Annotated in this window: 27 protein-coding genes; 7 read left to right on the top strand and 20 right to left on the bottom strand. The window is 52.2% G+C overall.

Annotated features, from left to right (window positions below; all coding sequences use genetic code 11):
* Nucleotides 1–239: 239 nt before the first annotated feature.
* The 6 genes from hslO to ACG1BZ_RS22025 form a co-directional block, all read right to left on the bottom strand.
* Nucleotides 240–1,118: an Hsp33 family molecular chaperone HslO gene (gene hslO / locus ACG1BZ_RS22050; protein WP_282930825.1), complete on the bottom strand. Its 879-nt coding sequence runs from the start codon at nucleotides 1,116–1,118 to the stop codon at nucleotides 240–242.
* A gap of 110 nt (nucleotides 1,119–1,228) precedes the next feature.
* Nucleotides 1,229–1,675: a DUF4124 domain-containing protein gene (locus tag ACG1BZ_RS22045; RefSeq protein ID WP_413663706.1), complete on the bottom strand. Its 447-nt coding sequence runs from the start codon at nucleotides 1,673–1,675 to the stop codon at nucleotides 1,229–1,231.
* Nucleotides 1,676–1,694: 19 nt separating this feature from the next.
* The gene (locus ACG1BZ_RS22040) at nucleotides 1,695–3,188 is read right to left on the bottom strand and encodes a S1C family serine protease (protein ID WP_413663705.1); all 1,494 of its coding nucleotides are present in this window, start codon (nucleotides 3,186–3,188) and stop codon (nucleotides 1,695–1,697) included.
* Between the two features lie 85 nt (nucleotides 3,189–3,273).
* A complete protein-coding gene (locus ACG1BZ_RS22035) occupies nucleotides 3,274–3,651 on the bottom strand; it encodes an RNA-binding S4 domain-containing protein (protein ID WP_413663704.1) in 378 nt (125 codons plus the stop codon).
* Between the two features lie 15 nt (nucleotides 3,652–3,666).
* Nucleotides 3,667–4,350 carry a GMP/IMP nucleotidase gene (gene yrfG / locus ACG1BZ_RS22030; RefSeq protein WP_413663703.1) on the bottom strand — a complete coding sequence of 228 codons (684 nt, stop codon included), beginning with the start codon at nucleotides 4,348–4,350 and terminating at the stop codon, nucleotides 3,667–3,669.
* Between the two features lie 78 nt (nucleotides 4,351–4,428).
* Entirely contained in the window at nucleotides 4,429–5,094 is a 666-nt protein-coding gene (locus tag ACG1BZ_RS22025; protein ID WP_413663702.1) for a lysoplasmalogenase, read from the bottom strand.
* Between the two features lie 202 nt (nucleotides 5,095–5,296).
* Here ACG1BZ_RS22025 and cysK point away from each other — a divergent pair, with 202 nt between their 5' ends.
* The 5 genes from cysK (at nucleotide 5,297) to ACG1BZ_RS22000 (ending at nucleotide 8,539) form a co-directional block, all read left to right on the top strand.
* A complete protein-coding gene (gene cysK, locus ACG1BZ_RS22020) occupies nucleotides 5,297–6,214 on the top strand; it encodes a cysteine synthase A (protein WP_413663701.1) in 918 nt (305 codons plus the stop codon).
* Nucleotides 6,215–6,252: 38 nt separating this feature from the next.
* Nucleotides 6,253–7,089, top strand: coding sequence for a 3'(2'),5'-bisphosphate nucleotidase CysQ (gene cysQ, locus ACG1BZ_RS22015; RefSeq protein WP_413663700.1), 837 nt, complete (start codon nucleotides 6,253–6,255; stop codon nucleotides 7,087–7,089).
* Between the two features lie 104 nt (nucleotides 7,090–7,193).
* Nucleotides 7,194–7,397 (top strand): hypothetical protein, encoded by a 204-nt coding sequence (locus ACG1BZ_RS22010; protein ID WP_108734878.1) that lies wholly within the window; start codon nucleotides 7,194–7,196, stop codon nucleotides 7,395–7,397.
* Between the two features lie 227 nt (nucleotides 7,398–7,624).
* Nucleotides 7,625–7,882 carry a type II toxin-antitoxin system HicB family antitoxin gene (locus tag ACG1BZ_RS22005; RefSeq protein WP_108734877.1) on the top strand — a complete coding sequence of 86 codons (258 nt, stop codon included), beginning with the start codon at nucleotides 7,625–7,627 and terminating at the stop codon, nucleotides 7,880–7,882.
* Nucleotides 7,883–7,933: 51 nt separating this feature from the next.
* A complete protein-coding gene (locus ACG1BZ_RS22000; RefSeq protein ID WP_413663699.1) occupies nucleotides 7,934–8,539 on the top strand; it encodes an outer membrane beta-barrel protein in 606 nt (201 codons plus the stop codon).
* 113 nt (nucleotides 8,540–8,652) lie between these two features.
* Here ACG1BZ_RS22000 and ACG1BZ_RS21995 read toward each other — a convergent pair whose 3' ends face one another.
* From ACG1BZ_RS21995 to ACG1BZ_RS21955, 9 genes are all read right to left on the bottom strand, one after another.
* Nucleotides 8,653–10,806, bottom strand: coding sequence for a TonB-dependent copper receptor (locus ACG1BZ_RS21995; RefSeq protein ID WP_413663698.1), 2,154 nt, complete (start codon nucleotides 10,804–10,806; stop codon nucleotides 8,653–8,655).
* 203 nt (nucleotides 10,807–11,009) lie between these two features.
* Nucleotides 11,010–11,477 (bottom strand): hypothetical protein, encoded by a 468-nt coding sequence (locus tag ACG1BZ_RS21990; RefSeq protein ID WP_413663697.1) that lies wholly within the window; start codon nucleotides 11,475–11,477, stop codon nucleotides 11,010–11,012.
* Between the two features lie 328 nt (nucleotides 11,478–11,805).
* Entirely contained in the window at nucleotides 11,806–13,203 is a 1,398-nt protein-coding gene (locus ACG1BZ_RS21985) for a DUF58 domain-containing protein (protein ID WP_413663696.1), read from the bottom strand.
* Complete coding sequence (locus ACG1BZ_RS21980) at nucleotides 13,200–14,204, bottom strand: AAA family ATPase (RefSeq protein ID WP_413663695.1); 1,005 nt, start codon at nucleotides 14,202–14,204, stop codon at nucleotides 13,200–13,202. Before ACG1BZ_RS21980 ends, ACG1BZ_RS21985 begins: the two co-directional genes overlap by 4 nt.
* On the bottom strand, nucleotides 14,201–15,511 hold the full coding sequence (locus ACG1BZ_RS21975; RefSeq protein ID WP_413663694.1) for a DUF4350 domain-containing protein: 1,311 nt from the start codon (nucleotides 15,509–15,511) through the stop codon (nucleotides 14,201–14,203). The genes ACG1BZ_RS21980 and ACG1BZ_RS21975 overlap by 4 nt, the downstream gene beginning before the upstream one ends.
* On the bottom strand, nucleotides 15,501–17,087 hold the full coding sequence (locus ACG1BZ_RS21970; RefSeq protein ID WP_413663693.1) for a DUF4129 domain-containing protein: 1,587 nt from the start codon (nucleotides 17,085–17,087) through the stop codon (nucleotides 15,501–15,503). Before ACG1BZ_RS21970 ends, ACG1BZ_RS21975 begins: the two co-directional genes overlap by 11 nt.
* Nucleotides 17,077–18,051 (bottom strand): stage II sporulation protein M, encoded by a 975-nt coding sequence (locus tag ACG1BZ_RS21965; protein ID WP_413663692.1) that lies wholly within the window; start codon nucleotides 18,049–18,051, stop codon nucleotides 17,077–17,079. The genes ACG1BZ_RS21970 and ACG1BZ_RS21965 overlap by 11 nt, the downstream gene beginning before the upstream one ends.
* 12 nt (nucleotides 18,052–18,063) lie before the next feature.
* On the bottom strand, nucleotides 18,064–18,747 hold the full coding sequence (locus ACG1BZ_RS21960) for an RDD family protein (protein ID WP_413663691.1): 684 nt from the start codon (nucleotides 18,745–18,747) through the stop codon (nucleotides 18,064–18,066).
* A 27-nt stretch (nucleotides 18,748–18,774) separates the two neighbouring features.
* Nucleotides 18,775–19,521, bottom strand: a complete 747-nt coding sequence (locus tag ACG1BZ_RS21955; protein ID WP_413663690.1) for a hypothetical protein — start codon at nucleotides 19,519–19,521, stop codon at nucleotides 18,775–18,777.
* Between the two features lie 171 nt (nucleotides 19,522–19,692).
* Here ACG1BZ_RS21955 and ACG1BZ_RS21950 point away from each other — a divergent pair, with 171 nt between their 5' ends.
* Complete coding sequence (locus ACG1BZ_RS21950) at nucleotides 19,693–20,316, top strand: DUF2939 domain-containing protein (RefSeq protein WP_413663689.1); 624 nt, start codon at nucleotides 19,693–19,695, stop codon at nucleotides 20,314–20,316.
* The gene (locus ACG1BZ_RS21945; RefSeq protein ID WP_413663688.1) at nucleotides 20,307–20,684 is read left to right on the top strand and encodes a DUF2237 family protein; all 378 of its coding nucleotides are present in this window, start codon (nucleotides 20,307–20,309) and stop codon (nucleotides 20,682–20,684) included. Before ACG1BZ_RS21950 ends, ACG1BZ_RS21945 begins: the two co-directional genes overlap by 10 nt.
* Before the next feature lie 98 nt (nucleotides 20,685–20,782).
* Here the strand turns inward: ACG1BZ_RS21945 and ACG1BZ_RS21940 are convergent, their stop codons facing one another.
* The 5 genes from ACG1BZ_RS21940 to ACG1BZ_RS21920 form a co-directional block, all read right to left on the bottom strand.
* Nucleotides 20,783–21,775, bottom strand: coding sequence for an AgmX/PglI C-terminal domain-containing protein (locus ACG1BZ_RS21940; RefSeq protein WP_413663687.1), 993 nt, complete (start codon nucleotides 21,773–21,775; stop codon nucleotides 20,783–20,785).
* A 1-nt stretch (nucleotide 21,776) separates the two neighbouring features.
* Entirely contained in the window at nucleotides 21,777–22,298 is a 522-nt protein-coding gene (locus ACG1BZ_RS21935; protein ID WP_413663686.1) for an ExbD/TolR family protein, read from the bottom strand.
* A gap of 12 nt (nucleotides 22,299–22,310) precedes the next feature.
* Nucleotides 22,311–22,823 (bottom strand): biopolymer transporter ExbD, encoded by a 513-nt coding sequence (locus ACG1BZ_RS21930; protein ID WP_413663685.1) that lies wholly within the window; start codon nucleotides 22,821–22,823, stop codon nucleotides 22,311–22,313.
* Between the two features lie 11 nt (nucleotides 22,824–22,834).
* Nucleotides 22,835–23,500 carry a MotA/TolQ/ExbB proton channel family protein gene (locus ACG1BZ_RS21925; RefSeq protein WP_108734861.1) on the bottom strand — a complete coding sequence of 222 codons (666 nt, stop codon included), beginning with the start codon at nucleotides 23,498–23,500 and terminating at the stop codon, nucleotides 22,835–22,837.
* Nucleotides 23,501–23,693: 193 nt separating this feature from the next.
* A complete protein-coding gene (locus ACG1BZ_RS21920) occupies nucleotides 23,694–23,963 on the bottom strand; it encodes a hypothetical protein (protein WP_413663684.1) in 270 nt (89 codons plus the stop codon).

Here is a 23,963-nt window from a genome sequence, read left to right as displayed (position 1 = left end):
TTTAGACAGCCGTAGAAAATTTTGGGGGCGCATTATTGCAAAATTCAAAATATGCGGATACCAACTATGGCTATTTTGTAGTCAATGACAGCGCTGTCATGGAAAATAATGTCGACATAAATTCACACCATTTATGGCTGCACGCCTAATTATTCTTTTTTTGAATTTAATGGAGGGATTAGGGGTGTCAGGTGGTAGGGCTGCGCTGAGGATTCGGCGGTTGCGCAGCCCTTCGAGGATCAGTGAAGAGTGTGGGGGGGAGCGTTGAGGAGCGACTCAATTTGGTCCCGGTCAAAGCGGTACTGGGTGTTACAGAATTGGCAGTCCGCGATAATCTCACCCTGCTGCTCTTCCAGCAGGCGGTAGACATCCTCTGCACCCAGGGAAACCAGCGCGCGGGCGCTGCGCTCTCTCGAGCAGCTGCACTTGAAGCGAATAGTGTCGGTACCCAGGGTTGCCGGCTCCAATTGGTGGAATAGGCGGTGAATAAGCTCTGGGTGGGGAACGGTAAATAACTCCTCGTCAGTTACGGTCTCCGCCAAGTGAATCGCTGTTTCCCAGGCGTCCTGATTTTCTTCTTCCGTGGCGGCATTATTGCCTGGCAGAATCTGTAACATAAGACCGGCGACGGTATTGTCACTGCTTTCCAGCCATACGCGGGTAGCCAGCTGTTCCGATTGCTTAAAGTAGTCTTCCAGGCAGCCGGCCAGGTTGTCCTGCTCCATGGGAACCACACCTTGATAGCGCTCACCGCGCTTTGGCTCAAGGGTAATGGCCAGGGCTCCACGGGGGCCGATCATATCGCGCAGGGTGGCGTTTTCGTCGATTTGTGCACCCTCGGCAACTCGGGCGATGCCGCGCAGGTCGCTGTGGTGAGTGCACTCCGCCATAATCATCGGCACATCGCCTTCGCCACGGGCCTGGAGGCTCAGGACACCTTCGAACTTCAGTGTGGTTGAAAGCAGGCTGGCTGCAGTGAGGAACTCCCCCAGCAGGCGGGCTACTGGTGTAGGCAGTGGGTTGTGTTCCAGTACATCGCGGTAGGAATCAGTAAGTGTCACCACCTGTCCGCGAATATCGTGTTTGGAGAAAATAAAGCGTTCCAGCTGATCGGACATAGGTCGGGGGCTCTCGGTATTAAAACCGCAGGATTTTAGAGGTGGATATGCCTAAATGGTAGCTGTCGCTGAGTAATGGGGGGAAGCCGCGCCCCTGGGGGCCGGCTAACTTATCCGCAATAGAGGTTGACCTGGCGTTGATAGTCGAGTGCCATCTGTTCGCGCTCCCGCTCTGTGCGGCGTACTTCCTTGCCATTGTCGTCAAAAAATACGACCCGGCCCTGTAATATTTTTAGGTTTTTGCGGGCCTTGCTACAGGCCTTGTCTCTTTGTTGTTGTCTTTCCTGCGCTTCACGATTCAAGCGCTCCTGGTATTGTTGTTCGATATTCCGCGGCTGTTCCGATTGGCTGCGTCTGGGTGCTGTGGTGGCATCGGCAGAATTAATGGGGGTCAGGTTGCCAGAAATATCCTTGGCCTCTGCGTGGGCCGGGGGGCGGTCACCAAAGTGCACCCGGCCATCGTCGTCGACCCAGCGATACAGTTCCCCTGCATTAACGTTGGCGGTCATGAGCAGACCGCCAAAAATGCTGGATAAGTACAGTAACTTTATGGGCATCCTTTGCCTCTCCCGATGTTTATTCTTCTTTATTGGCCAGCTGGCTGAACAACCCCTGTGAATGGCGCTGGGGGATATGGTAGGTCTGCAGTATCAGAGGCTGCTGCTCCTGGGCCTCTGCCGCATCCAAGACCATCCGATAACCGGAGCGGTCGCGCAAATCTACAAAGTCCTGTTTGTTGCCTTCCATCAATTGAGCGAACTCGTCGAAGTCCTTGATGCTGTGGCCATTTACTGAGTCGATAATCCAGTTCTTCCAATCGTGGTAACCGAGGTTCACATTGGCGGGCAGTACTTTCAGGGCGACGACCAGCTCGCGGCGCTCCTCGTCACTCCATTGATTGCGGGCATAGAGGTAGTCAATAGGCGCCTTGGAGTGCCAGTTTTTGCCCCAGCGTTTGATCAGGTTCATATTCAGGGGCACAAAGACAACACCGCCGTAGATATAGTAGCGGGGCTGGCGGTCAAATTGCTCTCCCAGCACCATAGCGCGTGAGGGAGGTGTTGCGGCCAGCGTGACCTCAGCGGTCTGCTCTTTACCATCGCGGGAGAAGCGCACGGGTAAACGTTCACCGACATGGTGGCGGTCCACGGCGTAGTGGTAGTTGGTGCGCTGGTTTTCCCTCCATTCCACAGTCCGGTCAGCCGCTACTTTAAAGCCATCGACTTCGAGCAGGACATCGCCGGGTTTAAACACTTCAGCTGCGGGGGAATTGTCGAACACTTTAACGACCATGGCACCATCCTGGTCTTCCTCGAGACCGGCCGCTTTTTTCATCGATGGGCTTTCCAGGCTTTGGGTTACCAGCCCCAGTTCGGGGAACCCTTGGTGCATATTGTCCTTGGCATCTTCTAGGACATGAGCGATCACGCTGGGGGGGACAAAGTAACCCAGGTTTTCAGCGCTCTGGTTGGTTTGCATGGCCACGCCGACGATGCGGCCATTGGAGATAACCGGACCGCCGCTGTTGCCCGGGTTGATGGCCGCATCTATCTGGCCCGCCATCAGGTAACTTTCCGCATGGGCATAATATTGGTGCTCCACGCGGGAGAGTACTCCGCGGGTAATCGAAAGAGATTTGCCGCCAATTGGATAGCCGTAGACGGTGACCTCTTCCTGCAGATCGGGCAATTTGCCCAGGGTCAGGGGGCGGGTATCGTTGAAAAAGCTTTCGTCATCGACGGTCAGCAGGGCGAGGTCGGCATCGTGGGAGACAAATTTCACTCGGGCGCGGAATTTCTTTGCATCGCCGTGACGCTGGACCTGGATGAAGCTGCCGTTGGCCACCACGTGTGCGTTGGTCAGGATTTGCTGGTTGCGGATAACGGCACCGGAGCCGGACAGCTGCTTGGGGTTGAGCAGGGCCCAGGGGTTGAAATAATCCGGGGCGGCGGCGGTGGTGTAAATCTTGATGATTGAGCGCTTGAGCTGCTCGTGTTCTCGGCTGTCTGCTAGGGCGGTTTGGGTACCGAGCAAAATCAGCAGGGAAATGGCGATCAGTCGTTTCATCATGGCTGTTTTCTATCCGGTTGAGTGGGGGCAGTTTAGCAGCTAAAGTGGGAAATGGCGGAAATTTCACCACTTTTGTCTGCCGAGTCTACTCTTGTTCCCGCAGGAAGCGGTGTATCTGGCGGCGTTGCTTTTTATTGGGGCGCTCCTGTTGCATCCCGGCATTGGCTGCCTGTCGCTCGGTTTTCTCTTTTTCCCGGCGGGCGATACTGTCTTCGGTCTCGCGGTATAAGGTGCGCGCAATCTCGGCGCCGCGCCGCTGATCCGATAGAGCGGTTACTTCAACTTCCAGCAGATCCCATCCCTGGCGGATGCTCAGTTTGACACCGGTAGTGACTTCCTTGCTGGCTTTGACCCGCTGGCCATCGGCGTGGACTTTTCCACCTTCGATCGCCTGCTTGGCAATGCTGCGAGTCTTAAAGAAGCGCGCGGCCCAGAGCCACTTATCGATACGTACTTTTTCCATGGTTTCCTTGTGAAATCAGGTGGACCCGGTGTCCAGTCTGCTGCGTTTAAAAGCCATGATCTCATCAAAATGATGGATCGCCGGGAAGTTGGTGATTTCCCGTTTGGGCCCGCGGCTATCCGGTTGGCGAATACACAATAGGTGGGCGATACCGTAGTCCTGGGCCGCGCTCAGAACAGATTGGTTATCGTCGACAAATAGGGTGTTCTCAGGGTCAAATTCCAGGTTATCTCGCAGAGAGTCCCAGAAATTGGCACTCTCCTTGGCATGTCCATAATCATGGGAGGAGATGATGCCGTCAAACCAGCGGTCGATACCGGTGATCTCCAGCTTGTGATCTAACCCTTGACGGTGCGCATTGGTCACGAGGTAGGTGGGCTTTTGCAGTTGTTGCAGGCCGCTCAGAAACGCCTCAGTGTGAGGGCGCAGGGCGATGCGGGTCTCGATCTCGCGCAATATGCTGAGGATATCCAGCTCCAGTTTTTCCGCCCAGAAGTCCAGGCAGTACCACTCCAGCGTACCACGGCGGGCATTGATCTCAGCCTCGAGCTTCTGCTGGGCTTCCTGTGGGTCAAAGCCGTGGACTTCAGCGTAGCGCTTGGGCAGGTGCGTGAGCCAAAAATGATTGTCGTAATGCAAATCCAGCAGGGTGCCGTCCATGTCCAGCAATACGGTATCGATACTTCGCCAATCGAGCATGGGAGCTATGTACCTCTTTGAAATGGGGCGGGAAGACAAGTTTAGTTGGCTTGCCACTGCCTTCCCGGATCGTTTTCATTATGCCTGGGCGCGGCGGATTCCGTACAGGATACACAGTTGCGCACTGTAGTAGGTGAGCATGATGGCGGCATCGGCTAGCGGTAGTGGGGCTATGAACTTGTTAATAGCGATCAATGTATCTGAAGCCATAAAGATGACAGCCCCGGCAAATAGCAGGGCGGCGTCACCCTTGTGCATTGCGGCTGCGACCGCCATGGCGAGGATAGCCAGCAGATACGCTAATACTGCCGGGGCTAAATCCCCAGCAGCAGGGAGGATAATTTGAGCCAAAAGCAGTGCGGCAATCACTACAGGTAGTGTCCGAATAAGGTTGCGCCGATTGGGGGGCTCCGCAAAACGCAGGAAACCCAGCGCGTAGACTAGCTGGGCAATAAGAAAAGCACCCAGTCCAAACACAAAGTGTTGGGGGAATTGCATTTCGAGGAGTACATCCCCGATGGCGGAGGAACTGAGGGCTAGAAAAGTGAAAAGCAGGGTTTTGCCCCGCAGCTCCAGTCTGGCAATCATCATTAGGCACAGTATCGGCAGCGCTTTTAGCGCGGGCATCCACAAGTTATCCAGCTTCCAGGTATCCAGAAAGATGAATAAAGTGGCACTGGCCAGGAACATCGGTACCAGGTAATTGCGAAAGTTGTGCTGGGGTGCGGAATTTTCTACGGACATAGGTACTTACCTTATTTTTATTTTGTATACCTCCCCATCAATTTAACGGTTTTCCTCCGCATCATCGATAGCTTGTACTCTCTAATTCCAATTGAGTTTTCTCCAGTGCCGGCCGCGGGACATTTCTAGGGTAATATGGAGCATCGAAAATACATGCCCGGCAGTTGTTTGCCTTGAGCACTAGTCATGGAGAGCCTCACTGATGAAAGCGGCCAATATTCTGGAAACAATCGGCAATACCCCTCACGTAAGAATCAATCACCTCTTCCGTCCCGATATAGAAGTTTGGATGAAGGTAGAGCGCTTTAATCCGGGCAGCAGCATTAAGGACCGAATTGCCTTGGCGATGATTGAGGATGCAGAGCGTCGTGGAGCCCTGCAGCCCGGTGGGGTAATAATCGAACCGACCTCTGGTAATACGGGTATTGGACTGGCGATGGTTGCTGCCGTGAAGGGTTATCGCCTGATCCTGACCATGCCGGAGTCTATGTCGGTAGAGCGTCGCCAGGTCATGAAGGCAATGGGCGCAGAATTGGTCCTTACACCTAAAGAGCGCGGTATGGGCGGCGCTATTGCTAAGGCGGAGGAGTTATTGGCCTCACATGCGAATAGCTGGATGCCCCAACAATTTAATAACCGCGCCAATGCCCAGGTGCACCGGGATGTTACTTCCAAGGAAATCTTGGCAGATTTTCCTGAGGGGCTGGATTATATGATTACCGGTGTGGGTACTGGCGGGCATATCACTGGTTGTGGTGAAGTCTTAAAAGAGCACTTTCCCAAATTACAGGTCTATGCGGTAGAGCCGGAGAAATCACCGGTGATTAGCGGTGGAGAAAAAGGCCTGCATCGTTTGCAGGGTATCGGCGCCGGCTTTGTACCCCAGGTACTCAATACGGAAGTACTCGACGGTACTGTATTGGTGAGTGAGGAAGACAGTTTTGAAATGGCGCGTCGTTGCGCATTAAAAGAGGGAATTTTTGTGGGTATCTCCTCCGGTGCCAGCCTTGCGGCCCTGAAAAAGCGCGAGGGGGAGATGGATGCGGGCAGCCGGGTACTGGTGTTCAGCTATGACACTGGTGAGCGCTATCTGTCCGTTCAGGACCTTTTCTCCGCCTAAGATTTTATAATGGTGAATTCAAAGAGTATGGAGTTGTAATGGATAAAGCACTTTTGGAGCAGGTGATAGAGATCTGCAAACGCGCGGGAGAGGCGATTCTCGAGGTTTATCACAACAGCGCTGAGTTGGAAGTCGAGACAAAGAAAGATGATTCCCCAGTAACTGCCGCAGATCTGGCCGCTCACAAAGTACTGGAACCGGCGTTAGCACAGCTTATCGAGGGAGTACCGGTTTTATCAGAAGAGCAGGAAATGCCCTCGTTCGAAGAGCGCAGTCAGTGGCAGCGTTACTGGATTGTCGATCCGCTCGATGGCACCAAAGAATTTATCCGACGCAACGGTGAATTTACTGTAAATGTCGCGTTAATCGAAAATGGCGAGCCCGTTTTGGGGGTGGTTTACGTACCGGTACTGAATATCACTTACGCCGGCTGCAAGGGCGAAGGAGCCTTTAAGCGCGATGCCAATGGCGAAATTGACATTCGGGTGCGCCCACTGAAGCCGCGCCTGGATAATAGTGAAGTTGTTGAGCTTGTGGCCAGCCGCAGCCATGGAACTGGCACCGTCGACCAGTTGGTACAACGTATCGAGTCTGAACTGGGTGCTGTCGAGTGCAAAAATATGGGCTCGTCGCTGAAATTATGCCTGGTTGCTGAGGGTGCAGCAGATTTGTATCCGCGTCTCGCTCCTACTTGCGAGTGGGATACTGCGGCAGCTCAGGCTGTAGTTGAAGCAGCAGGTGGTATTGTTGTGGACGAAGAGTTTAATTTGTTGCGCTACAACACTAAAGACTCTCTGCTGAATCCCTTTTTCTATGTAATTGGCGATTCTTCTTTTGATTGGCAATCCCTACTGCTGGATAAGTCCGCTGCTTAGGGTGTGACGCCAGTAAACATATAGAGAGTATATTTGTGCCTCCACCACCACTGGTGGAGGCTTTAAAGGGGATCTGGATATTTCCAAATTCAGGAGGCTCACTGATGTCTGGACCCGATCTGCGCTTTAACCAGGATAAAGGTGAAATTCGCTGTTTGCGTCGGGAACTGGAGGAGGAAATAAACTGGTTGCAGCGGCATTTTGAAGCCCTCTCCAATGCAGTCGATGCAAATGATATTGCGCTGCGGCGCACCTATAACAGCATGCTATTTTCCCGCCGGGCCCTATTAGGTAGAATGCCCCGTTAACTAAATTCCAAATATTTTCTTGTGTGAAAAACTGTAGTGCTGCAGGTTTTAATTTGAATACGGCAGTTCTTCCTGCTCAGTGCTGTCACTTATAGTGTTGAATCTGTGCCAGCGCGAAATATTATTTCCCAGCTAATTAGCTAATTAGCTAATTTCCTTGCCAAATTCCCCCGTAAAATGTAAAGCAGTCTACGCTTTGGAAAGCTAATACATAAGAGTATTTTTCAATGCGCTACCCGGTTGTGGTGCACAATATTGAATATGCCGGATTTGGTGCCATTGCACCGGATCTGCCGCATTGCCACTGCTATGCCGATACCCTTGAGGGGACCCTGCAAAAAATGGCTGAAACGATTTTTCAGCGGTTGGAAGAGCTCCGTCAGGCTGGACAGCCAATGCCGCAAGCAGGTGATGTAGACAACCTGAAGAAAAACCCGGCTTTTGTAGGAGGCGTCTGGGCCATTATTGATGTAGAAACAACTTGAAATAATTCACTGAGCTTGAACTTGATGACTGGCTTTTTGATGTGAGTGGCGATGATAAAGCTATCCGTCTACCTGCTTTCCTTTTTTATAGCTGCGACCAGTTATGGATTCGAGGCGAATAATCCTTTTGATGGTGTCGCCACGGGAGAGTACCGGATTATCGGTACCGTTGGTTTTGGGAGTGGCGAGCAGCAGTTAAATAAGCAGCGGGATTCTTTTGGCTATGTCAGCCTTGGAATTACGCCGGCGGTAGGAGTCTGGCAAGTTGAGCTGCGGGCGTCACATTTTGATGATAATCATGTCACAGTAGATCAGGTAGGTTTAAATTTTAAAATTGATTTTACCCTGAATTGTCACGTTCAATGTCTCTATTGGATGGTGGGATATAATTATGCCGATGTGGATTTGAACAATGTTATAAGAAGAGGCTATTGGTATCGAGAATACCCACCATTTTATCCGGATGATCGATATATCTATATTATTGATGCCAGTGGCAGTGATACCTTTTGGAACGCCGGGGTGGGTTACCGAATTATGTGGACTCAGGATTTCGATACTTCATTAGAGTATAACTACAATAATATTGGCAAAATAGAACGTGTTAACCTCGGGCATCTGCGTACCCTGAGTTTGAATTTTTCCTACCGCTTTTAGTATGCCCTCCGCCTTTTAACCTATTTTTCTCAATAATTTATTCGTAGAAATTTCTTAATTAAATACTGATTTTTTTATAGAATGGAAAAGGGGCCCTGGGGCCCCAATAGCTTTTAAATTCGATAAATGGCTTTCAGCCAGAAGGTGCGTCCCGGTTCGTTAACCCGGGTCAACTGATCGAAACCAATAATATTGGCTCCAGAGCGACTGATATGTTCAGCGTAAGTCTCATCGAATAGGTTATCGATACCGGTAGTTACCAGTACACTTTTACTGGGTTTCCAGCCGGCATTGATGGAAACGACGTTGGCAGAGTCGGTTGCACCAATATCCTGACCAACAATATTGCCTTTGCCGATATCCACCCGGTCCTGGCTTGCGATAGCGCGCCATAAAACACCTGCTGACCACTGGGCCTGTTCATAGTAGAGTCCCAGGCGGCCCTCCAGAGGCGGCAGTTGTGCCAAGGTAGTGCCATCGGTTTCGTTGGCACCGCGAACAGATGTTACGGTGAATTCAGTGCGCCACTGCTCGTTGAGCTGATATGAGGAGTCAAACTCCAAACCCCAGGAGCGCGCCTGGATGTTTCTGACAATGGAGGTAGTGCGAATATCGGAGGAGTCCATACTATCCATATTCATACTACCCATAGAGTCCATGCTACTCATTACTGCAGCTTTTTCGTAATCCGTCTCAATCATCAGGTAGTCATCAATCTGATTGACGAATCCGGAGACACTGGCAGAGAGTTTTTCACCGCGATAGATATAGCCGATATCCAGCTGGGTGGTCTTTTCTGATTCGATATCCAGTGCGCTGTAGGAGTCTGCTGTCTCGTAGGAGAAAATTTCCCAATAATCGGGGAAGCGCTCAGTGTAGCCGAGCCCGGCAAAGAGTGTGGCAGAACTATTGGGGCCGCTCTCGAGACCATATTCATAGCGCAGGAAGCCGCTGCTCAATAGCTCTGAGCGAGTTTCTCCCGCAGTGGGGTTATCCACTGAGGACATCATGGATAGAGCAACTTCATCGCGAAGGTCTTTTACTTCCCAATCATCCACTCGTGCACCGGCGATCCAGCGTTGATTGGCTGCGACTTGCCAGCTGACCTCAGAAAATAACCCCAGCTGGCTAAATTCGGCATCGGCCTCTCGCTTCATATCCCGGTAGTCCATGGTGGACTGGTTCATGGTCGAACGCCCGGTGTGGCGATTTTCCCGGGCATCAATTCCACTGGTCAATTCCACATCGTCCATAGGCGTAAACACCAGAGCCATCTTGAAACCTGTGGTCTCACTATCGAGATTCATGACCATGGGGGTAGCGGTGCTGGATAGCTCGCGCAGGCTGTAGTTATCCATGATGTGGTCGATATAGTTGTAGTAGGCCTGGAGCTCAATTGAGTCGAGCCAGCTACTGATATTGCTGCGGACATATTTAGCTTTGTGGCTCTCACGGGCAAACTTGGAACCGTCGACTCCCCGATCTGCATAGGCAGCTTCCCCATCGCTAAATGCAGTATCGAACTCGACCCGTGTATCGTCGCTGGGAGTCCAGGCCAAATTGACCTGGCTGCTCCAGCGCTCATAACTGGAATTTACCTCATTGCCATCCCCGTCTTCGTAGTCGTCCGCAGATGCCGAGGTCGAGGAGCTGCGGATAGAAAACTGCGGCGAACTATAGGAGATATCGAATAGACCATCGCGGCGCTCGGCACTGGCGCCGAGCAGGCTCGCATGCATATTCCAGTCGCTTTCAGTGGGGCGCTCCTGCTGCTGGTTAAACACAACTACGCCGGCGGAATTTCCGGGGCCATAGAGGACGCTCTGTGGCCCTTTAATAACTTCAATTTCGTCCATTGCCTCGGGAAAAATATAGGCTGTAGGTGGGTCCATTCGGCTGGGACAACCACCCGCCAATGTTTCTCCATCCACTACCATTCCCAGGCGCGAGCCCCCCATTCCGCGAAGCATCGGATCGCCACTGGTGCCGCCTTTACGCACTACGGAAAATCCCGGAATTGTTTTCAGGTAGTCGGCGCCGTCATTGGCAGGTAATGGCTGACGGGGTTTTTTCGGGTCGGTTACCAGGTTGAGGGGGAGTTCAGTCTTTACCCCAGTAACCACCATTTGTTCCATTTCACTATCTTTTAATGGTTCTGGCTCTTCGGATTCTTCCGCTGCGAGATGTGCTGAAAAGGTACAGCAGGCAGCGAGTGCCAGGCTGAGAGGTTTTTTCAGAAAAATTTTTGCGTTGATGCTCTGATGCATGGTTTTCAATCCTTTTCGCTGGCGTTTCGAACACGCAGCAGTGAGCGCGCAGGCCTGAGTAATATTTGGCGCACGCGACATATCCCCACCTGAAAAAGTGGTCGTATTTTGGCAAGATCCAAAGCGCTGAAAATATTAAGACAGCAATGAGACTTGCGGTCCACAGCGAACTGCGGAGTGATGATGTTGGAATAAAAAAGGAATTAAACCGGGGGGGCGCGAATCAGTGGGCGGCTGTAAGCGTTAGAGATAACGTGGAAAAAAGCCGGATAAGAGGGCGGTTGAGTAAAACCGGTTAGGACTATTTCCAATTCTGTTGTTGGTGCGCTGGCAATACTGGCAGCGGCGGAAAAATTACAATGGTTATCGGCAAATGAGTGAGCGGTAAGCGTATCGTGGTTGTGGCTTGAAGAGTGGTCGCCGTGATGATCGCTGTGGGAATTCGCTTTGAGGGCATTGAGCAATAATGCGCTGCGGCTATCGCCATGGCAGAGCCCATAGGGCGTTCCCGCTGCAAAATCTGCCGGCATAAAACCGGCAGGAACCAGGCCTCGCGCGCTGAGAAATACCAGCAATAGCAATAGCGCCTGCCACTGGGACAGACGGGAACAGTATTGGATGGTGCGCTTACCGCTCATAAATAAGAAGGTCTGTACTTTGCCCGGGCCCATTTTAAATACCCGGAGATGAGTAACAAGAGGTTAACGGGTGATACAGCAAAGTGCCACTGCCCCAAGTTAACTTTTGCGAACTAATACGAGGTAAATTGAGCTTTATCAGGTTTTGTTGGAATTTAATTTCTTTTCTTCAGCGCATTCTAAAAATAAATCTAACTTTGCTGGAAGCTAAAGGTTCCAGGAGGTAGCGCGCTCAATAAGAGATTCCCGGGATTGGGTAGAGTTCCCGGACAGCCCTGGATTATTGCGGGTAGTGGGAAGGTTATAGGGAGGGTTTGCAGAGTGGGGGCTCGGAGAGTCCCCACTCGGTAAATTTGTCGATTCAGATTCTGCCGCTGCGCTTTAGGCGCCAATAGGCCTCTACCAGAGACTGGTGCAAAAGCTCCGGCCTCGAGTCTACCACTATGACATTGTGTGCCTGCAAATGCTGAAGTAATTGCTCCCTGCGGCGTAGGAAGTCCCTCGCTGCGGCGCTGTTTACTGCACTATCAAAGTTCTGAATCGGCTGTTGCAGCAATTTGTCCACAGAAGTCTCCCGCAGACTGGCAATCATCACCAGGTGATTGCGCGACAGCAATTTGACTGCTGCTAGGAGTTCATCACTATCTTCATCGCGCAAGTTGGTAATCAGGATTACCAGGGCACGGCGTTTGTGGTGGGCCATCAGCTGTTGTGCGGCGCTAGTGTAATCTGCGCTACTGGTGCCAGAGTGGAGGTCGTAGACATTATTCAACAGTAGATTGATTGCACTTTCGCCTTTTACTGGCGGCAGCTGTCCACCACTGCTCTCCTGTGCCGCAGCAAATGCCTGCAAGCCGACCGCGTCCCCCTGTTTGATGGCGACATAAGCTGAAAGTAGCAAGCCATTGAGTGCGTGGTCAAAGTGGCTCAACTCGCCGTCTTTAGCGCGCATCCTGCGGCCGCAATCCAGCATGTAAATAATTTCCTGGTCGCGCTCGTCCTGGTATTCACGGCTGATCAGTTTGCGCAGCCGTGAGCTCGCGCGCCAGTCCACCTGTCGCTGGCTGTCTCCCTGGCGGTATTCACGCAGCTGGCGGAAGTCCATTCCCTCACCGCGACGCTGCTGCTGGTGCAACCCCATCAGGCGCAGGCTCTGTTCGGTGGAGAGAGATTGTAGCGAGGAGATACCAAGAAAATTGGGGTAGACCTTGACGGTCTGCTCCTGTCCCAGCCATACCCTTGTCTGCCAGAGTCCCCAGGGAGAGTTGGCCAGCACCTCGATTCGTCCGAAAGAGGCACTGCCTCGGCGACGGGGTACCAGGTCGTACTCGATGGTGATTTCCTGGTCCGGGTTAAGTTGTGCGGAGCGCGGCAGCCCTGTCGATCCCAGTTGCTGTGGGATTGAGTCGGAAATCTGGAGTAATAGTGGGCGTGGGCCGGTATTGTGAAGTTTTAGCCGCGCAGTATTGCGTACGCCCAGGGCCAGGTTGCCTGGCAATCGCCGCAGCCCCTGCAGACCGGTTACACGGTAACCAGTGAGATAGTCCAGCAGGGTGGCGCTGATTAACAGGGCACTCGCTCCCCACCAAAGGTTGCCGATAAATGAGCTGGCTTGCGGAAACCAAATTCGCGCTGCTGTAATTGCCAGAGCTGCCAGGCACCAGTAGCCGAGCAGTTTGACCAGGCGCGGACTCGGGCCGGTGCGACCGCTTTGTGCTGGTGCTACCTGTTGCTCTGTTGCAGCTACAGTCTGTGTCACAGTCGCGGCGCCTCAACACTGTCGATAATCATTGCCAGCGCCGTATCAGCAGTTTCACCGTCAATTTCCATATCTGGAGATAGGCCGATACGGTGGCGCATTACCGGGATGGCCATGGCCTTGATATCATCCGGCAGTACAAATTCCCGTCCCTGTAACAGCGCATTGGCGCGGGCTGCCTGTAGCAGGCCGATACTGGCGCGTGGGCCGGCGGGGCTGCGCAGCTGCGGTGATTGACGGGTGGCGCGCACCAGCCGCACGGCGTAATTCAATACCTGTTCGTCCAAGCCCACCTGGGGCACCAGGGCCTGAAGTTGCTGCAATCCCTCGACAGTAATTTCTCCGGCCAGCTTTTCCTGCAGGCTGCGCTCAATTCGGCCACTGCTGGCGGCGGCGGCCAATTGCAGTTCCGCTTCGAGGCTGGGGTAATCGATGAGGACTTTCAGCAGGAATCGGTCCAGTTCCGCCTCTGGTAGCGGGTAGGTACCTTCCTGCTCGATGGGGTTTTGAGTGGCGAGTACCATAAATGGACTGGGTACTTTCAGTGCCTGGCCGTCGATAGTGACCTGCTTCTCCTGCATCACCTCCAGCAGGGCGGCCTGGGTTTTGGCGGGGGCGCGGTTGATTTCATCCGCCAGCAGCAGGTTGGTAAATACCGGCCCGCGACGCACTTCAAAGCGGCTCTCTCCCATGTTGTACATGGCGTGGCCGGTAACGTCGGCGGGCATCAAATCCGGGGTAAACTGGATGCGACGGAAATTGCCGCCAAAGCAGTTGGCCAGGGTGCGCACCAGAAGGGTTTTGCCGAGTCCGGGTACACCTTCGAGCAGTACGTGGCCAGAAGCCAATAGAGCTACGAGTACCTGGTCAACCACCTGCTCCTGGCCAATCAGCAACCGGTTGATATTGTTGCGCAGTATCTGAAGTTTGGCGGACGCAGCCTGCCAGTCAGGTGACGGGCCCGTGGTTTGTTGTTCTGGTTGAAGGGTGGTCTCGTTCATAGGACTGCCTCAATTCGCTGCAGATTACGCATGTGTTCAGTAAATGTTTCTTCGGTTGTTGGGGGCTTGCCCCACAAGGTTTCAACTATTAGCCGTTCATCCATACCGGTGGAGGCACAGAGCTTGTCGCACAGTTTGCGTTTTTTAGTGGCGTTGATATGGGTGGCGCCAAGACGACGTAGAAGTTCTTCCCGATGGCCGCGCAGCAGGGTTTCCCCCTGGTCGTCCTGCCAGTAGTAATGGCCGCAGGCGGATATATGTTCTAGCAGAGAACGGCGGGACACTTCTGGCTCCGGCTGCAAGGGGCCGAAGCGGCGCCCGTGTAGTAATAGCCAAGCGAGTAAGGCCAGTGCGCCGGCGAGAAAAAACTCTGCAGCGTATTGACGAGCAACCTTAGAAAGGGTTTCAAAGCGGGGGCGGGTGAGAAAGACAAACTCTCCTTCGCCGGCCAGCAATTGTAAGAAATAGGCGTGATCGAAGTGGCCAATACGCTGGGACTGCCACAGGGTGCTGTCAGTCATCAGGGTAATCACACCATTGCCGCGCTCGAACTGCATAAACGGTACGCCGACATCGCCGCGTCGTACTTTTGCCCAGAAGACAGGTCCATCGGTGATAGTCTCGTCATTAAACGAAGGGTGGTAGAGCAGGTGGCTGGCATCGAGGTATAGCTGTATTTCGCTGCCGCCCTCAACAGGCAGGGTTACCAGATCCTCTTCTGACACATCGGGGTTGCGAGGTTCCTCTTGTTCCTTCGGCTCATCTTCCGTTTCGCCTTCGTCCAGTTTGCGATTGTGCTCCCGCATGGCATCAGCGGGGCTCTGCTCAGGCTCGAGTACCGCATCCTCCCCGAGCAATTGCTCCAGGGTTTCTTGCAGTTCGAACTTACTGTGTCCCTCTTGGATAGAGACGTCCATGGACTCAAGTAGCCAATCGCGGTTTTCACTGCGCCCGGAGTCGCTGTCGAAGTTGCCGGTATAGGCTACAACGATGGCGTGGCCACCGCGCTCGACCCACTCGAGAAGCTCTTGGGCCTTGGTGGGGTTATAGACCTGGCTGGAGCTGCTGATAAACAGGGTGGCATCGGAGGAGAGGCCTTGGAGTACAGATATATTATCTGCCTGACGCGGCGCCAGTTGGATATCGGTGAGGTATCTTTCTGCTGCCAGGTAGGGATTTCGTCTGGCTTCCATGCTCCAGCCGCTGTCGATCTCCTTGGAGTAGCGCTCGTAGAAAGTGAGGAATAGCCATACAAGTGCAACGCCACTTATGACCAAAGCTGCCAACAGAATTCTCTTAGCGGTCATTGCCAAATTCCTCCTGCCATTGGCTACAAAGTGAGCTTAACTGAGCCTCTTTTGGCGGCCGGTGGGCATAGGCAAGCTGCTGCCAGTTTGCAGTAAGCTCTTGTACAAATTGACTCAGGGCGGGACTTACTGGGCGCTGTACTTCATTCGGCTCCTGTTGCCTTACTTGTACCAGCTGTGCGCATTCACTTTCGGTAAGGTGATCGCCAAAATAAAACTCGAAGTCTTCAATCAGGTGAGAGAGGGTGGCGCGGTACAATAGTCCCAAACTGGCTCGCTTGTCTCCCTCTGTCCACAGGCGCATGACCTCCGCGCAAACGTCATCGGGCAGACTCGATTGGCGTACATCCAGGCCGAATAGGGTTTCGGGGACGGGCTGCTTTTTCTTTGGCTTAGGCTGCCATTTCAAGCTCTGAAGAATTTTATCGTGATGTCTCCAAAGCAGATAGCCCAGGCCGAATACCAAGCCAATCCAAAGCAGCAGCTCCAGGATTTTCGCAATTGTTGGGCCCCATTTAACTTCATCGTCAACTTCAGGCGTATCTTTAGAGTTCTCAAAAAGCCATTCGATAAAGTTAATTAACCACTCGGGGAACTTTTCTTTGACGGCTTCTGTTTCAGATTTGTCTTTTTTGCGCCAACCACTGATCTCTTTCATTTGATGAAATTCATCGCCGGCGAGGATTTCGTCAATATGCTCTTGGGCCTGCTGCGGGGTTTCCAAAGATGCGGCGCTGGCGGGGGGCGCTGGAATTAATGAGCCAAAGGTGAGCCCGCAGATCAGGATTAGGGCAGCAGTGCTTGGTTTTCTTCTGCGGTGGGACTCCTGTTCACGCTGCTGGCGTTCCAGCAGGTCCCGAAACTGGATTTCTATATCCCAGCCTTCCAATTCAATACGACGGCCAATATAAAGGCAAAATCCGCTAACGATATAGAAGGGGGCTACTGCTGCCATAACAAACAGGTAGAGTCCGTTATATATCCATTCCAGCCATTGAGTGTCCCCTTGGAGCAGAGGGATCCAATCGATCCCATCGGAATACTGTTCAGGGATAAACAGAAATGCCATCACACTTAATGCGGCAAGTAGAAATATCTCAATATGGTAAAGCGTTAGTGTTAGCCAGGTGGCGGCCCCAGAGTGTTTGCGGTGCAGTACCCCAAGGCGCGAGGTACGGGCCTTGCCCGTGGATTGCTCCAGCACGGTAACTGGCATATCGAAAGAGCGTGTGGGGCTCAGCCGACGGAGGGTAAGCCACATAAACCAGTCGCGACGATTCTGGCTAAAGAAATGCTTCAATGCCTCACCAATGGATACCGGTGAGCCAAATAATGCGCGGCTGATCATAAACAGGGGCAGCCGATCAAATACGGGTTTCAGCCACCAAATAAATAAGATGGAGAGCGTTGGTGACTCTGGAAACAGCCAATAACACAAAGCAAATAGCGGTGCTGCAGGCAACAGGTAGACTATAAAAAGTTGCCACCAGTATTTTCGTGCCAGGGCGATCCCGAGATCGACAGACTCCCAGGGAGAGCGCAAGCGGGCTCGCACAGCCAGATTCTTAATTTGCATGAGTTGCGCCCTCCCTGCGTCCCGCCAGGATAAAGTACGCAAAGACCAGTACCCAAAACAGGGCGCCTACCCCGAGCTTGATCGCAATCGGTGTGCTGGCACTGGAGGACCAGAAGGCTTCAAGGAAAGCGGCAATCACCAGCATCAGGAAAGTGCCGTACATAATCTTCATTGCTTCGACAGCGGCCAAGCGCAGTGCGACCGTACGCCTGTGCTGGCCCGGATCCACTAGAGAGCGTCCCAATATCAGGCCCGCTGCTCCCGCCAGAACTATGGCGGTCAACTCAAAGGCGCCATGGCCAATCACAAATGGGTAGAAGGTGGAGACAAAGCCCACCCGGGTGATATGCCCAAACGCTGCGCCAATATAGATGCCGTTAAACACCAGGAAGAAAATTGAGCCAAGGCCAAACAGTACACCGCCGGCAAAGGTGCGAAAGGCGATGCCAATATTGTTTTTGATATAAAAACCGAACATGAACAGGTCGGTATCAGAGCCGCGCTCGCGGCCCAGTACCCGGTTGCCCGGATCATACATGGATTCAAAACCCATAACCTGTTCTGGTGACATTACTGCGTACACCAGGGCATCGTTGTTGTAAGTGCCGACTCCCAGGATCAAGCCAGGTATTAAAAACAAAGCGGATGCCAGCAGTACTGCGCGGCTATTAGCGCGCACGGCTTGGGGAAAACCTGCCAACAAATAGTGCAACCATCCCTTGCGGCGCAAGGTTTCCTGGCGGTAGACACGGTGATGTGCCGCCATAACCAGCTGGTTGAGGTGGTCTATCAGGCGGTTGGTATATTGTCGCTCCTTAGCCATTGCCAGCTGCTGGCAAAGGTTGCGATAGGCGACGGGTAGGTCCAGGGCCGCAACTTCGGACTTGTTCCGATCCGCTTTCAGCCAGGCTTCTAATTGCTCCCAGCTGTCGCGGTAGCGATTCTCAAAGTCTCTCTGCTTCATAGGTACCTCTGCCTATCCCCTGCCACCGAGTAGCCAACTGCCCACGGAGCGCAGGTAGCTCAAGGCATCGCTGTCCCTTTTCCGAGTAATCGGTTCGAGCAGATTGGCGAGCTCTTGCTGACGCGCTTCGCTTAAATCCTGGTGGCGCTCCAAAAGGCTAACCAGTGCCTGTTGGTCTTGCTGGCGAAGGTTTTGCGGTGGTGGGAGCGGGGTGGTATCCGGCAGGGCAACTGGTGCCTTTTCCTCTTCGCGATAGATCACCAGGGTGGCTGCTGCCAGGTCGCCAAGGCGCTGGAAGTGACGCCCCAGTGTCATGCTTATTACGCCAGTGGCGTAGGCAAATGGCATAAAATCCGCAAAGCGTAGCAGGTTGCGAACGATGGATGCTCCCCAAGACACCGGCGTAAGGTTGTCGTTGACCACCATTAGGCCAAATGCCTTTTTGCCCGGTGTCTGGCCGTTCCGCAAAACTTCAAAAAACACCGGGTAAAACCACTCGAGAAGAAAGGCGCAGACGAGCCAGATACCCGCACCGGCAAAGCCGGCAAATAGCAACGCAAAGCCGATCGCAGCCAATATCAATGATCGATAAAACACATCCACTGCATACGCAAGGATACGTGGCACGGGCCCAGCGGCCCGCGCGCGCAAATCAATCCCCTCGGGTGTTTCGACGTTATAGGTGGTATCCAGCAAGCCACCGCTCCTGTTTGGTAGAACCGATTATGTGTTTTGAGTGGGGGCGCCGAAGACCTGACGGTAAGCAACGCCGTAAGTCGCAAAAATCCAGGGAAGGGCGAATATTAATCCTATGAGGAATAGAAGGCTGCCTGCAACGTAAATGACCATCATTACCAGCAAAAGGCCAAAAAAGGCGAACCAGTTTTTGGTGATGGCTTTACGTGAAGCCTCCATTGCCTGCCAGGGACCCAGGTTGTGATCTACGATAAGCGGCAGGGCCATCATATAGGCGACTGAGAGATAGATACCGGGAATAAGTAACAGGTAAAAGCCAATCGAAACGAGGAAATATAATAAAAACATTGCCAGGCCAAGGGGCACGATTTTATCGAAATAGGAGAATACCTCGGTGGCGCTGGTTTTTTCTCCTCTGGCAATCTTTATACTTACCATCATAGAACCTGCCATAAGAGGGGCAACGATCACTATTACGGCGATAGGCGCTAAGATGACTAGGAATAGCATGCCTGATAAACCAGCAGCCGATGATATAGAACCCCACATTAATGCCGCTAGGATGAGCATTATTGCGGATGCGCCCAGTGCGTAAAGAATAAAACTAAGCCATATAGTTCCCATATTGCTTAGTGATAATTGCCACCCTTCACTGAGGGCTTCACCGAGAGAAAACGAATAGTCCCCTGCAATCCCCTTCTCTACAGAGCCGAATTCCTCCATTTCCCGCGTACTTGCCAAATCGGCTTTTGGTGCCGTATAGATGTCACTCATCCTGTTAGCTGTCCTTATTGAGATTTAGATTATTAATGGGGTGCAGAGTCTTGGGAGGGAAATATCTCATAGGCAGGAGTGGCGAACAATGCCACGCCAATACATTGGCAAATTAGGTGATACATCTTTCTCAGCATAAAATCCCCGGGGAGTGACTAAGGAATAGAATTGATGAAAAAAATACTGTGGATGAGCGGCCTGGTTTTGGTGTTGATTACCGCTGGGTATGTCGCCTTGCCGTTTTATTCCATCGAGCAATTGCAGCGTGCGGCGAAAATGGCTAAATCCGATCAGCCGCAGGTTAGAGCTGAGAGTATCGACACGTTAGAGCGCTATGTCGATTTTCCTGTTTTACGTGACAATTTAAAGATCCGCTTACAGCAGCAACTTAGGAATTCTCTAAGTAACTCTATTCCTCAGGAATTTGATGAATTACTCAGTGCTGGTGCAAATTTCTTTATGGATCCACTTTTACAACAGTTTATTACTCCTGAGGGCATTGCCGACCTTCTTCGTGGGGGAGAGGATCTGGAGGCATTTCAGCGGGAAATTTATCGACAGGGTGGTGAAACACCGGATATTTCCGAGAATGAGACTTCTGCAGCGGAAGAGAATGAAGATTCCTGGCAGCGCATGGGCTGGCATTTTACCGACCTCAATCATCTGAGTGTTGAATATGGTGAGCATGGTCGGCCTGAATTGCGCATGTTGATGCAACGCAATGGTCTGCGCTGGCAGCTGGTGGACATTCAGCTAATTGGTGATAGAAGTGGAGAGAGTCAGGAATGGAGATAGAAAATTCAGTCAACGTCTTTGGTGATCCACTGGTGCCTTGTAGCCTGGACCCGAAGACAGGCTTCTTTCGCGATGGCTGCTGTAACACCTGTAAAGAGGATCTCGGTTCTCACACCGTCTGCGTTGCCGTGACTGATAAGTTCCTGGAGTTTTCCCGCAGTCGCGGCAATGATTTGAGCACACCGGTAGAGGAGTTTAATTTTCCCGGTTTAAAGGAAGGGGATCGTTGGTGTCTCTGTGCCGCGCGCTGGCTTGAAGCGGAGAAATTGGATATGGCACCCCGGGTATTTTTACAGAGTACACATGTGAAGGCGCTGGAAATTATTCCTATGCAAACATTGCGTCGCTATGCGCTGGATTTGCTTTAGTTGATTGGGTGGATCAGCTTCTTGCCCACCTATTAACGCCCTTCAAATGGCGGCACGTCCCTGTGTCGCCACGCTACAAACAAGATAGCTATCGGAACTTAAGAAGGCAGGAAGTCGATTGAGTAGTTCTTGGTAGTACTCTCAACGTTGGCAGAACCAAAATTGATCATGCGGATTCTCGCCAGCAACTTGCGTTCAAGTGCCGGGTTATTGAGCTCGCTCTCTACCAGTTTGATCGACGCGATAGCACCATTCGGTGCGATCACCAACTGTACGGTGAGTCTTCCCTGCAGAGTTGGGTCCCTGCGCAGCGCGCGATTATAGATTCCAATAATGGCCTCTTTATTGGCTTCCATAACACTGCGAATGGAATCGTCGGTACGTATGGATTTTTGCCCTCGGGCCTTGGCCACCGCTTCTTTGGCTGAACCCGTTGCCTGGGTACTTTGTACTCGGGTGTTCTCACGTCCGGCCAGTGAGACACCACCGGTATCCCGACTTACTCTACCGGCGGCAACGCCGCCACTGGAGGCTTTTGACTTATCCGCGATCATACTGCGTTCTATTTTAGTGGCAGTAGCATTCCCCGAGCTGAGCTGGCCCCGGCTAATATCCGATGTATTAAAACTCTCGCGCATATCCAGCAGATCATCGGCGAGTGCATTCAGACCGCTATTGGCCGCTTTCTCCCGGGCCTGCTGTACCTTGGCAACCGGGGGATTTTCAACCTTGCGCGGCTTCTCCACAGGCTTGGGCTTGTCGGGTGTTTCCGCTTTCTTTTTGGGTTTCTCTTCGGGCTTTTTCTTTTCCTCGGGCTTCTTTTGCTCTTTGGGTTTCGGCTTTGGCTTGGGTTTTGGCAATTCCTTTTTTTCCAGAATCACTTTGGCCAGCTGTGGTGGCACCCTTTCGGCCTGTTCCCGGGTGAGTTCGGGTACTGGCGCCAGTGCAACGGCAATGCCACTGATGGCCAGGGCTATCAGGCCACCGCGCAGCAATTTGATAAAGCGCTGATCCTCCTCTCTTGAGGCGGACCAGGGAAGCACTGTTTCCTGTAGTTGCCAGGGGGCGTAACTAATGGTTGCTGTACTCATATCAGGATTCCACCCCCGAGGGATCTTCCGGCGCTGTTTGTTCTACGGCGAAAGACATATCGCGGAAGTCTGCGGCTGCGCAGGTGTGCATGATCTGCTTCAGCAACTCATAGGGAACTTGTTCATCACCTAAAATAGTCACTGCTCGGCCCAGAGTTTTCTGGGCTTCGCTCAGCTCTCCCGCTCGTTCAGCACGGTATTTAAGCTCTGTTACCAGGGCTTCAATATTCTCTGCGCTGGGATCGATGTCATCGATGCTGGCGATAAATCGGTCCCCGACAAACAGCTGTTTATTGTTGACCCGCACTACAGTAGTCACCTCGGGTTTCTGTTGTGAGGTGGACTTGGGCAGTTTTATGGTTTTATCAGTCTGCAGAACCTGAACATCACTGGTTGAGTTCACCAGAAGGAAAAATACCAGGATGGTGAAGATATCCATCAGTGATACCAGGTTCAGTTTTGACTGCTGCTTTTTTTGCCTTTGCCTGCGCTCTTGCAGTTTTGCGGCTGCATTTATCTTCATAGTTTGGCCCCGCTATTTTGTCTGCTCCGGTGCATCGCCGAGAGATATCTGGGGGAACAGTTCTGCATCAACAACAGATGCGGCCACTACAGCCCGGTAGCTGCGTGCAGTATCCATGGCGGCGACCAGAGTTTTGTAAGGCGTTCCCTTTTCTGACAGGATCACCAGATCATCTTTGTCGATAGATTTTTCTCGCAACTGCCGTTTTATCTGCTGTAAAACGATAGATATCGTGGCGAAATCCGGTGAGTTTTCTTCGTGTGGGATGCGTTTAACCCGCTGCCCAGCGGGATAATTGATATCGACATACTGCGTGCGCAAAACGAGTTCGAGCTGGTGATTTTCCTCCACACTGCTGGAACTTCCATCGCTGATACCCGGCAGGTTCAGCTTGAGCACGGAGATATGGGAAAACACCATATTTAGCAGTAGCACAGGAACCAAAATGGTCATCAAACTCATAAACGAGGTGATATCGAGTTCCGCTTCCTCATATCCACGCCGGCGAATATTTATGTTCAGCATGGCGGTATCCCTTAACTGTTAGCGGTGCGTTGTTCCGCTTTCTGTGGGCGTCCCATGGTCAGCAGATTAAGGAATTTAACCCCGGCCATTTGCAAACTATCGACAATCTCATTGGTTTTATTTTGTAGCATTGAGTTAAACAACAGCAGGGGAATGGCAGAAATCAAACCGAATGCTGTAGTGTTCATCGCTACGGAAATACTGGTGGAGAGCATGGTCGCTTTTTCAGATGGGTCGGCACTGGCTACTGCAGTAAATGCAGCAATCAGACCCATAATAGTGCCGAGTAGGCCCAGCAGAGTGGCAATATTAGCGAGAGTGGCCAAGTAACTGGTGCGTTTTTCCAGACGGGGAACAGCTTCGAGAATCCCTTCCTCAATAGCCAGGGCAATATTTTCCTCGCGCTTGGCAAATTGCAAAGTGTTGATGCCCGCTGCGGCGATACGGCCCATTGCTGCATCGTTGTCTCGGGCCAGCTGCAAGACACTTTGATAGCTGCGTTTTTGCAACATGGGCAATACTTGTTGATACGCCTTTTTATTGGCATTCCGCGCGCGTGATAAAAATATCCAGCGCTCTACTACCATTGCCAGTCCGATAACCAGGACCACTGCAATTGGGTACATGAAGGGTCCGCCATTTTGGAAAAAACGCAGCATCGCTTGAGTGAATTCCATGATTTAATTCTCCACAGATAAAGTTATAAATTTGTAGTGCAAAGGGAGAGCGATTGAGTTCCCACCCTTGGTGTATAAAGAGGGCCGCGGGACGTTGAAGCCTGCTGCGGCGGTTCCATGTCTTCGCTGTATAAATTAAGCAGTGCCGCTTCCATACGCCGCAAAAAATTATTTTTAATTTTGTTGGGCCAGCCTAATCGGTTTTTTCCTGTTCAGCTTGTAACAGCTTTATTTCCCGCCGAAATTCAGAATATTCCTGATGTTCAAATACAGAGGAGAAAGTTTGCGGCAGAACGCTGTCGAGCCTTTGTAAACTGTCGGCTTGCTTCCAGGGAATGATATATAAAACCTTAGGTTGTTCCTGACTGCCAATTACGGTGGACTCCAGCGTTGTTATTTCCTCTGCTGTTGCGCCGTATGCAAAGATAGACAGGCTCAGTATGAGGCTAGAAAATAATTTCAT

Source organism: Microbulbifer sp. CNSA002 (genome assembly GCF_047324085.1).
GTDB lineage: Bacteria > Pseudomonadota > Gammaproteobacteria > Pseudomonadales > Cellvibrionaceae > Microbulbifer.
Note: the sequence above shows the minus strand (reverse complement) of the source record. Positions and strands in the feature narration are given on the sequence as shown.

Excerpts from the sequence above, each read along its gene's own strand:
- hslO (WP_282930825.1), bottom strand. The coding sequence starts at position 1,118 with ATGTCCGATCAGCTGGAACGCTTTATTTTCTCCAAACACGATATTCGC.
- ACG1BZ_RS22045 (WP_413663706.1), bottom strand. The coding sequence starts at position 1,675 with ATGCCCATAAAGTTACTGTACTTATCCAGCATTTTTGGCGGTCTGCTC.
- ACG1BZ_RS22040 (WP_413663705.1), bottom strand. The coding sequence starts at position 3,188 with ATGATGAAACGACTGATCGCCATTTCCCTGCTGATTTTGCTCGGTACC.
- ACG1BZ_RS22035 (WP_413663704.1), bottom strand. The coding sequence starts at position 3,651 with ATGGAAAAAGTACGTATCGATAAGTGGCTCTGGGCCGCGCGCTTCTTT.
- yrfG (WP_413663703.1), bottom strand. The coding sequence starts at position 4,350 with ATGCTCGATTGGCGAAGTATCGATACCGTATTGCTGGACATGGACGGC.
- ACG1BZ_RS22025 (WP_413663702.1), bottom strand. The coding sequence starts at position 5,094 with ATGTCCGTAGAAAATTCCGCACCCCAGCACAACTTTCGCAATTACCTG.
- cysK (WP_413663701.1), top strand. The coding sequence starts at position 5,297 with ATGAAAGCGGCCAATATTCTGGAAACAATCGGCAATACCCCTCACGTA.
- cysQ (WP_413663700.1), top strand. The coding sequence starts at position 6,253 with ATGGATAAAGCACTTTTGGAGCAGGTGATAGAGATCTGCAAACGCGCG.
- ACG1BZ_RS22010 (WP_108734878.1), top strand. The coding sequence starts at position 7,194 with ATGTCTGGACCCGATCTGCGCTTTAACCAGGATAAAGGTGAAATTCGC.
- ACG1BZ_RS22005 (WP_108734877.1), top strand. The coding sequence starts at position 7,625 with ATGCGCTACCCGGTTGTGGTGCACAATATTGAATATGCCGGATTTGGT.
- ACG1BZ_RS22000 (WP_413663699.1), top strand. The coding sequence starts at position 7,934 with ATGATAAAGCTATCCGTCTACCTGCTTTCCTTTTTTATAGCTGCGACC.
- ACG1BZ_RS21995 (WP_413663698.1), bottom strand. The coding sequence starts at position 10,806 with ATGCATCAGAGCATCAACGCAAAAATTTTTCTGAAAAAACCTCTCAGC.
- ACG1BZ_RS21990 (WP_413663697.1), bottom strand. The coding sequence starts at position 11,477 with ATGGGCCCGGGCAAAGTACAGACCTTCTTATTTATGAGCGGTAAGCGC.
- ACG1BZ_RS21980 (WP_413663695.1), bottom strand. The coding sequence starts at position 14,204 with ATGAACGAGACCACCCTTCAACCAGAACAACAAACCACGGGCCCGTCA.
- ACG1BZ_RS21975 (WP_413663694.1), bottom strand. The coding sequence starts at position 15,511 with ATGACCGCTAAGAGAATTCTGTTGGCAGCTTTGGTCATAAGTGGCGTT.
- ACG1BZ_RS21970 (WP_413663693.1), bottom strand. The coding sequence starts at position 17,087 with ATGCAAATTAAGAATCTGGCTGTGCGAGCCCGCTTGCGCTCTCCCTGG.
- ACG1BZ_RS21965 (WP_413663692.1), bottom strand. The coding sequence starts at position 18,051 with ATGAAGCAGAGAGACTTTGAGAATCGCTACCGCGACAGCTGGGAGCAA.
- ACG1BZ_RS21955 (WP_413663690.1), bottom strand. The coding sequence starts at position 19,521 with ATGAGTGACATCTATACGGCACCAAAAGCCGATTTGGCAAGTACGCGG.
- ACG1BZ_RS21950 (WP_413663689.1), top strand. The coding sequence starts at position 19,693 with ATGAAAAAAATACTGTGGATGAGCGGCCTGGTTTTGGTGTTGATTACC.
- ACG1BZ_RS21945 (WP_413663688.1), top strand. The coding sequence starts at position 20,307 with ATGGAGATAGAAAATTCAGTCAACGTCTTTGGTGATCCACTGGTGCCT.
- ACG1BZ_RS21940 (WP_413663687.1), bottom strand. The coding sequence starts at position 21,775 with ATGAGTACAGCAACCATTAGTTACGCCCCCTGGCAACTACAGGAAACA.
- ACG1BZ_RS21935 (WP_413663686.1), bottom strand. The coding sequence starts at position 22,298 with ATGAAGATAAATGCAGCCGCAAAACTGCAAGAGCGCAGGCAAAGGCAA.
- ACG1BZ_RS21930 (WP_413663685.1), bottom strand. The coding sequence starts at position 22,823 with ATGCTGAACATAAATATTCGCCGGCGTGGATATGAGGAAGCGGAACTC.
- ACG1BZ_RS21925 (WP_108734861.1), bottom strand. The coding sequence starts at position 23,500 with ATGGAATTCACTCAAGCGATGCTGCGTTTTTTCCAAAATGGCGGACCC.
- ACG1BZ_RS21920 (WP_413663684.1), bottom strand. The coding sequence starts at position 23,963 with ATGAAATTATTTTCTAGCCTCATACTGAGCCTGTCTATCTTTGCATAC.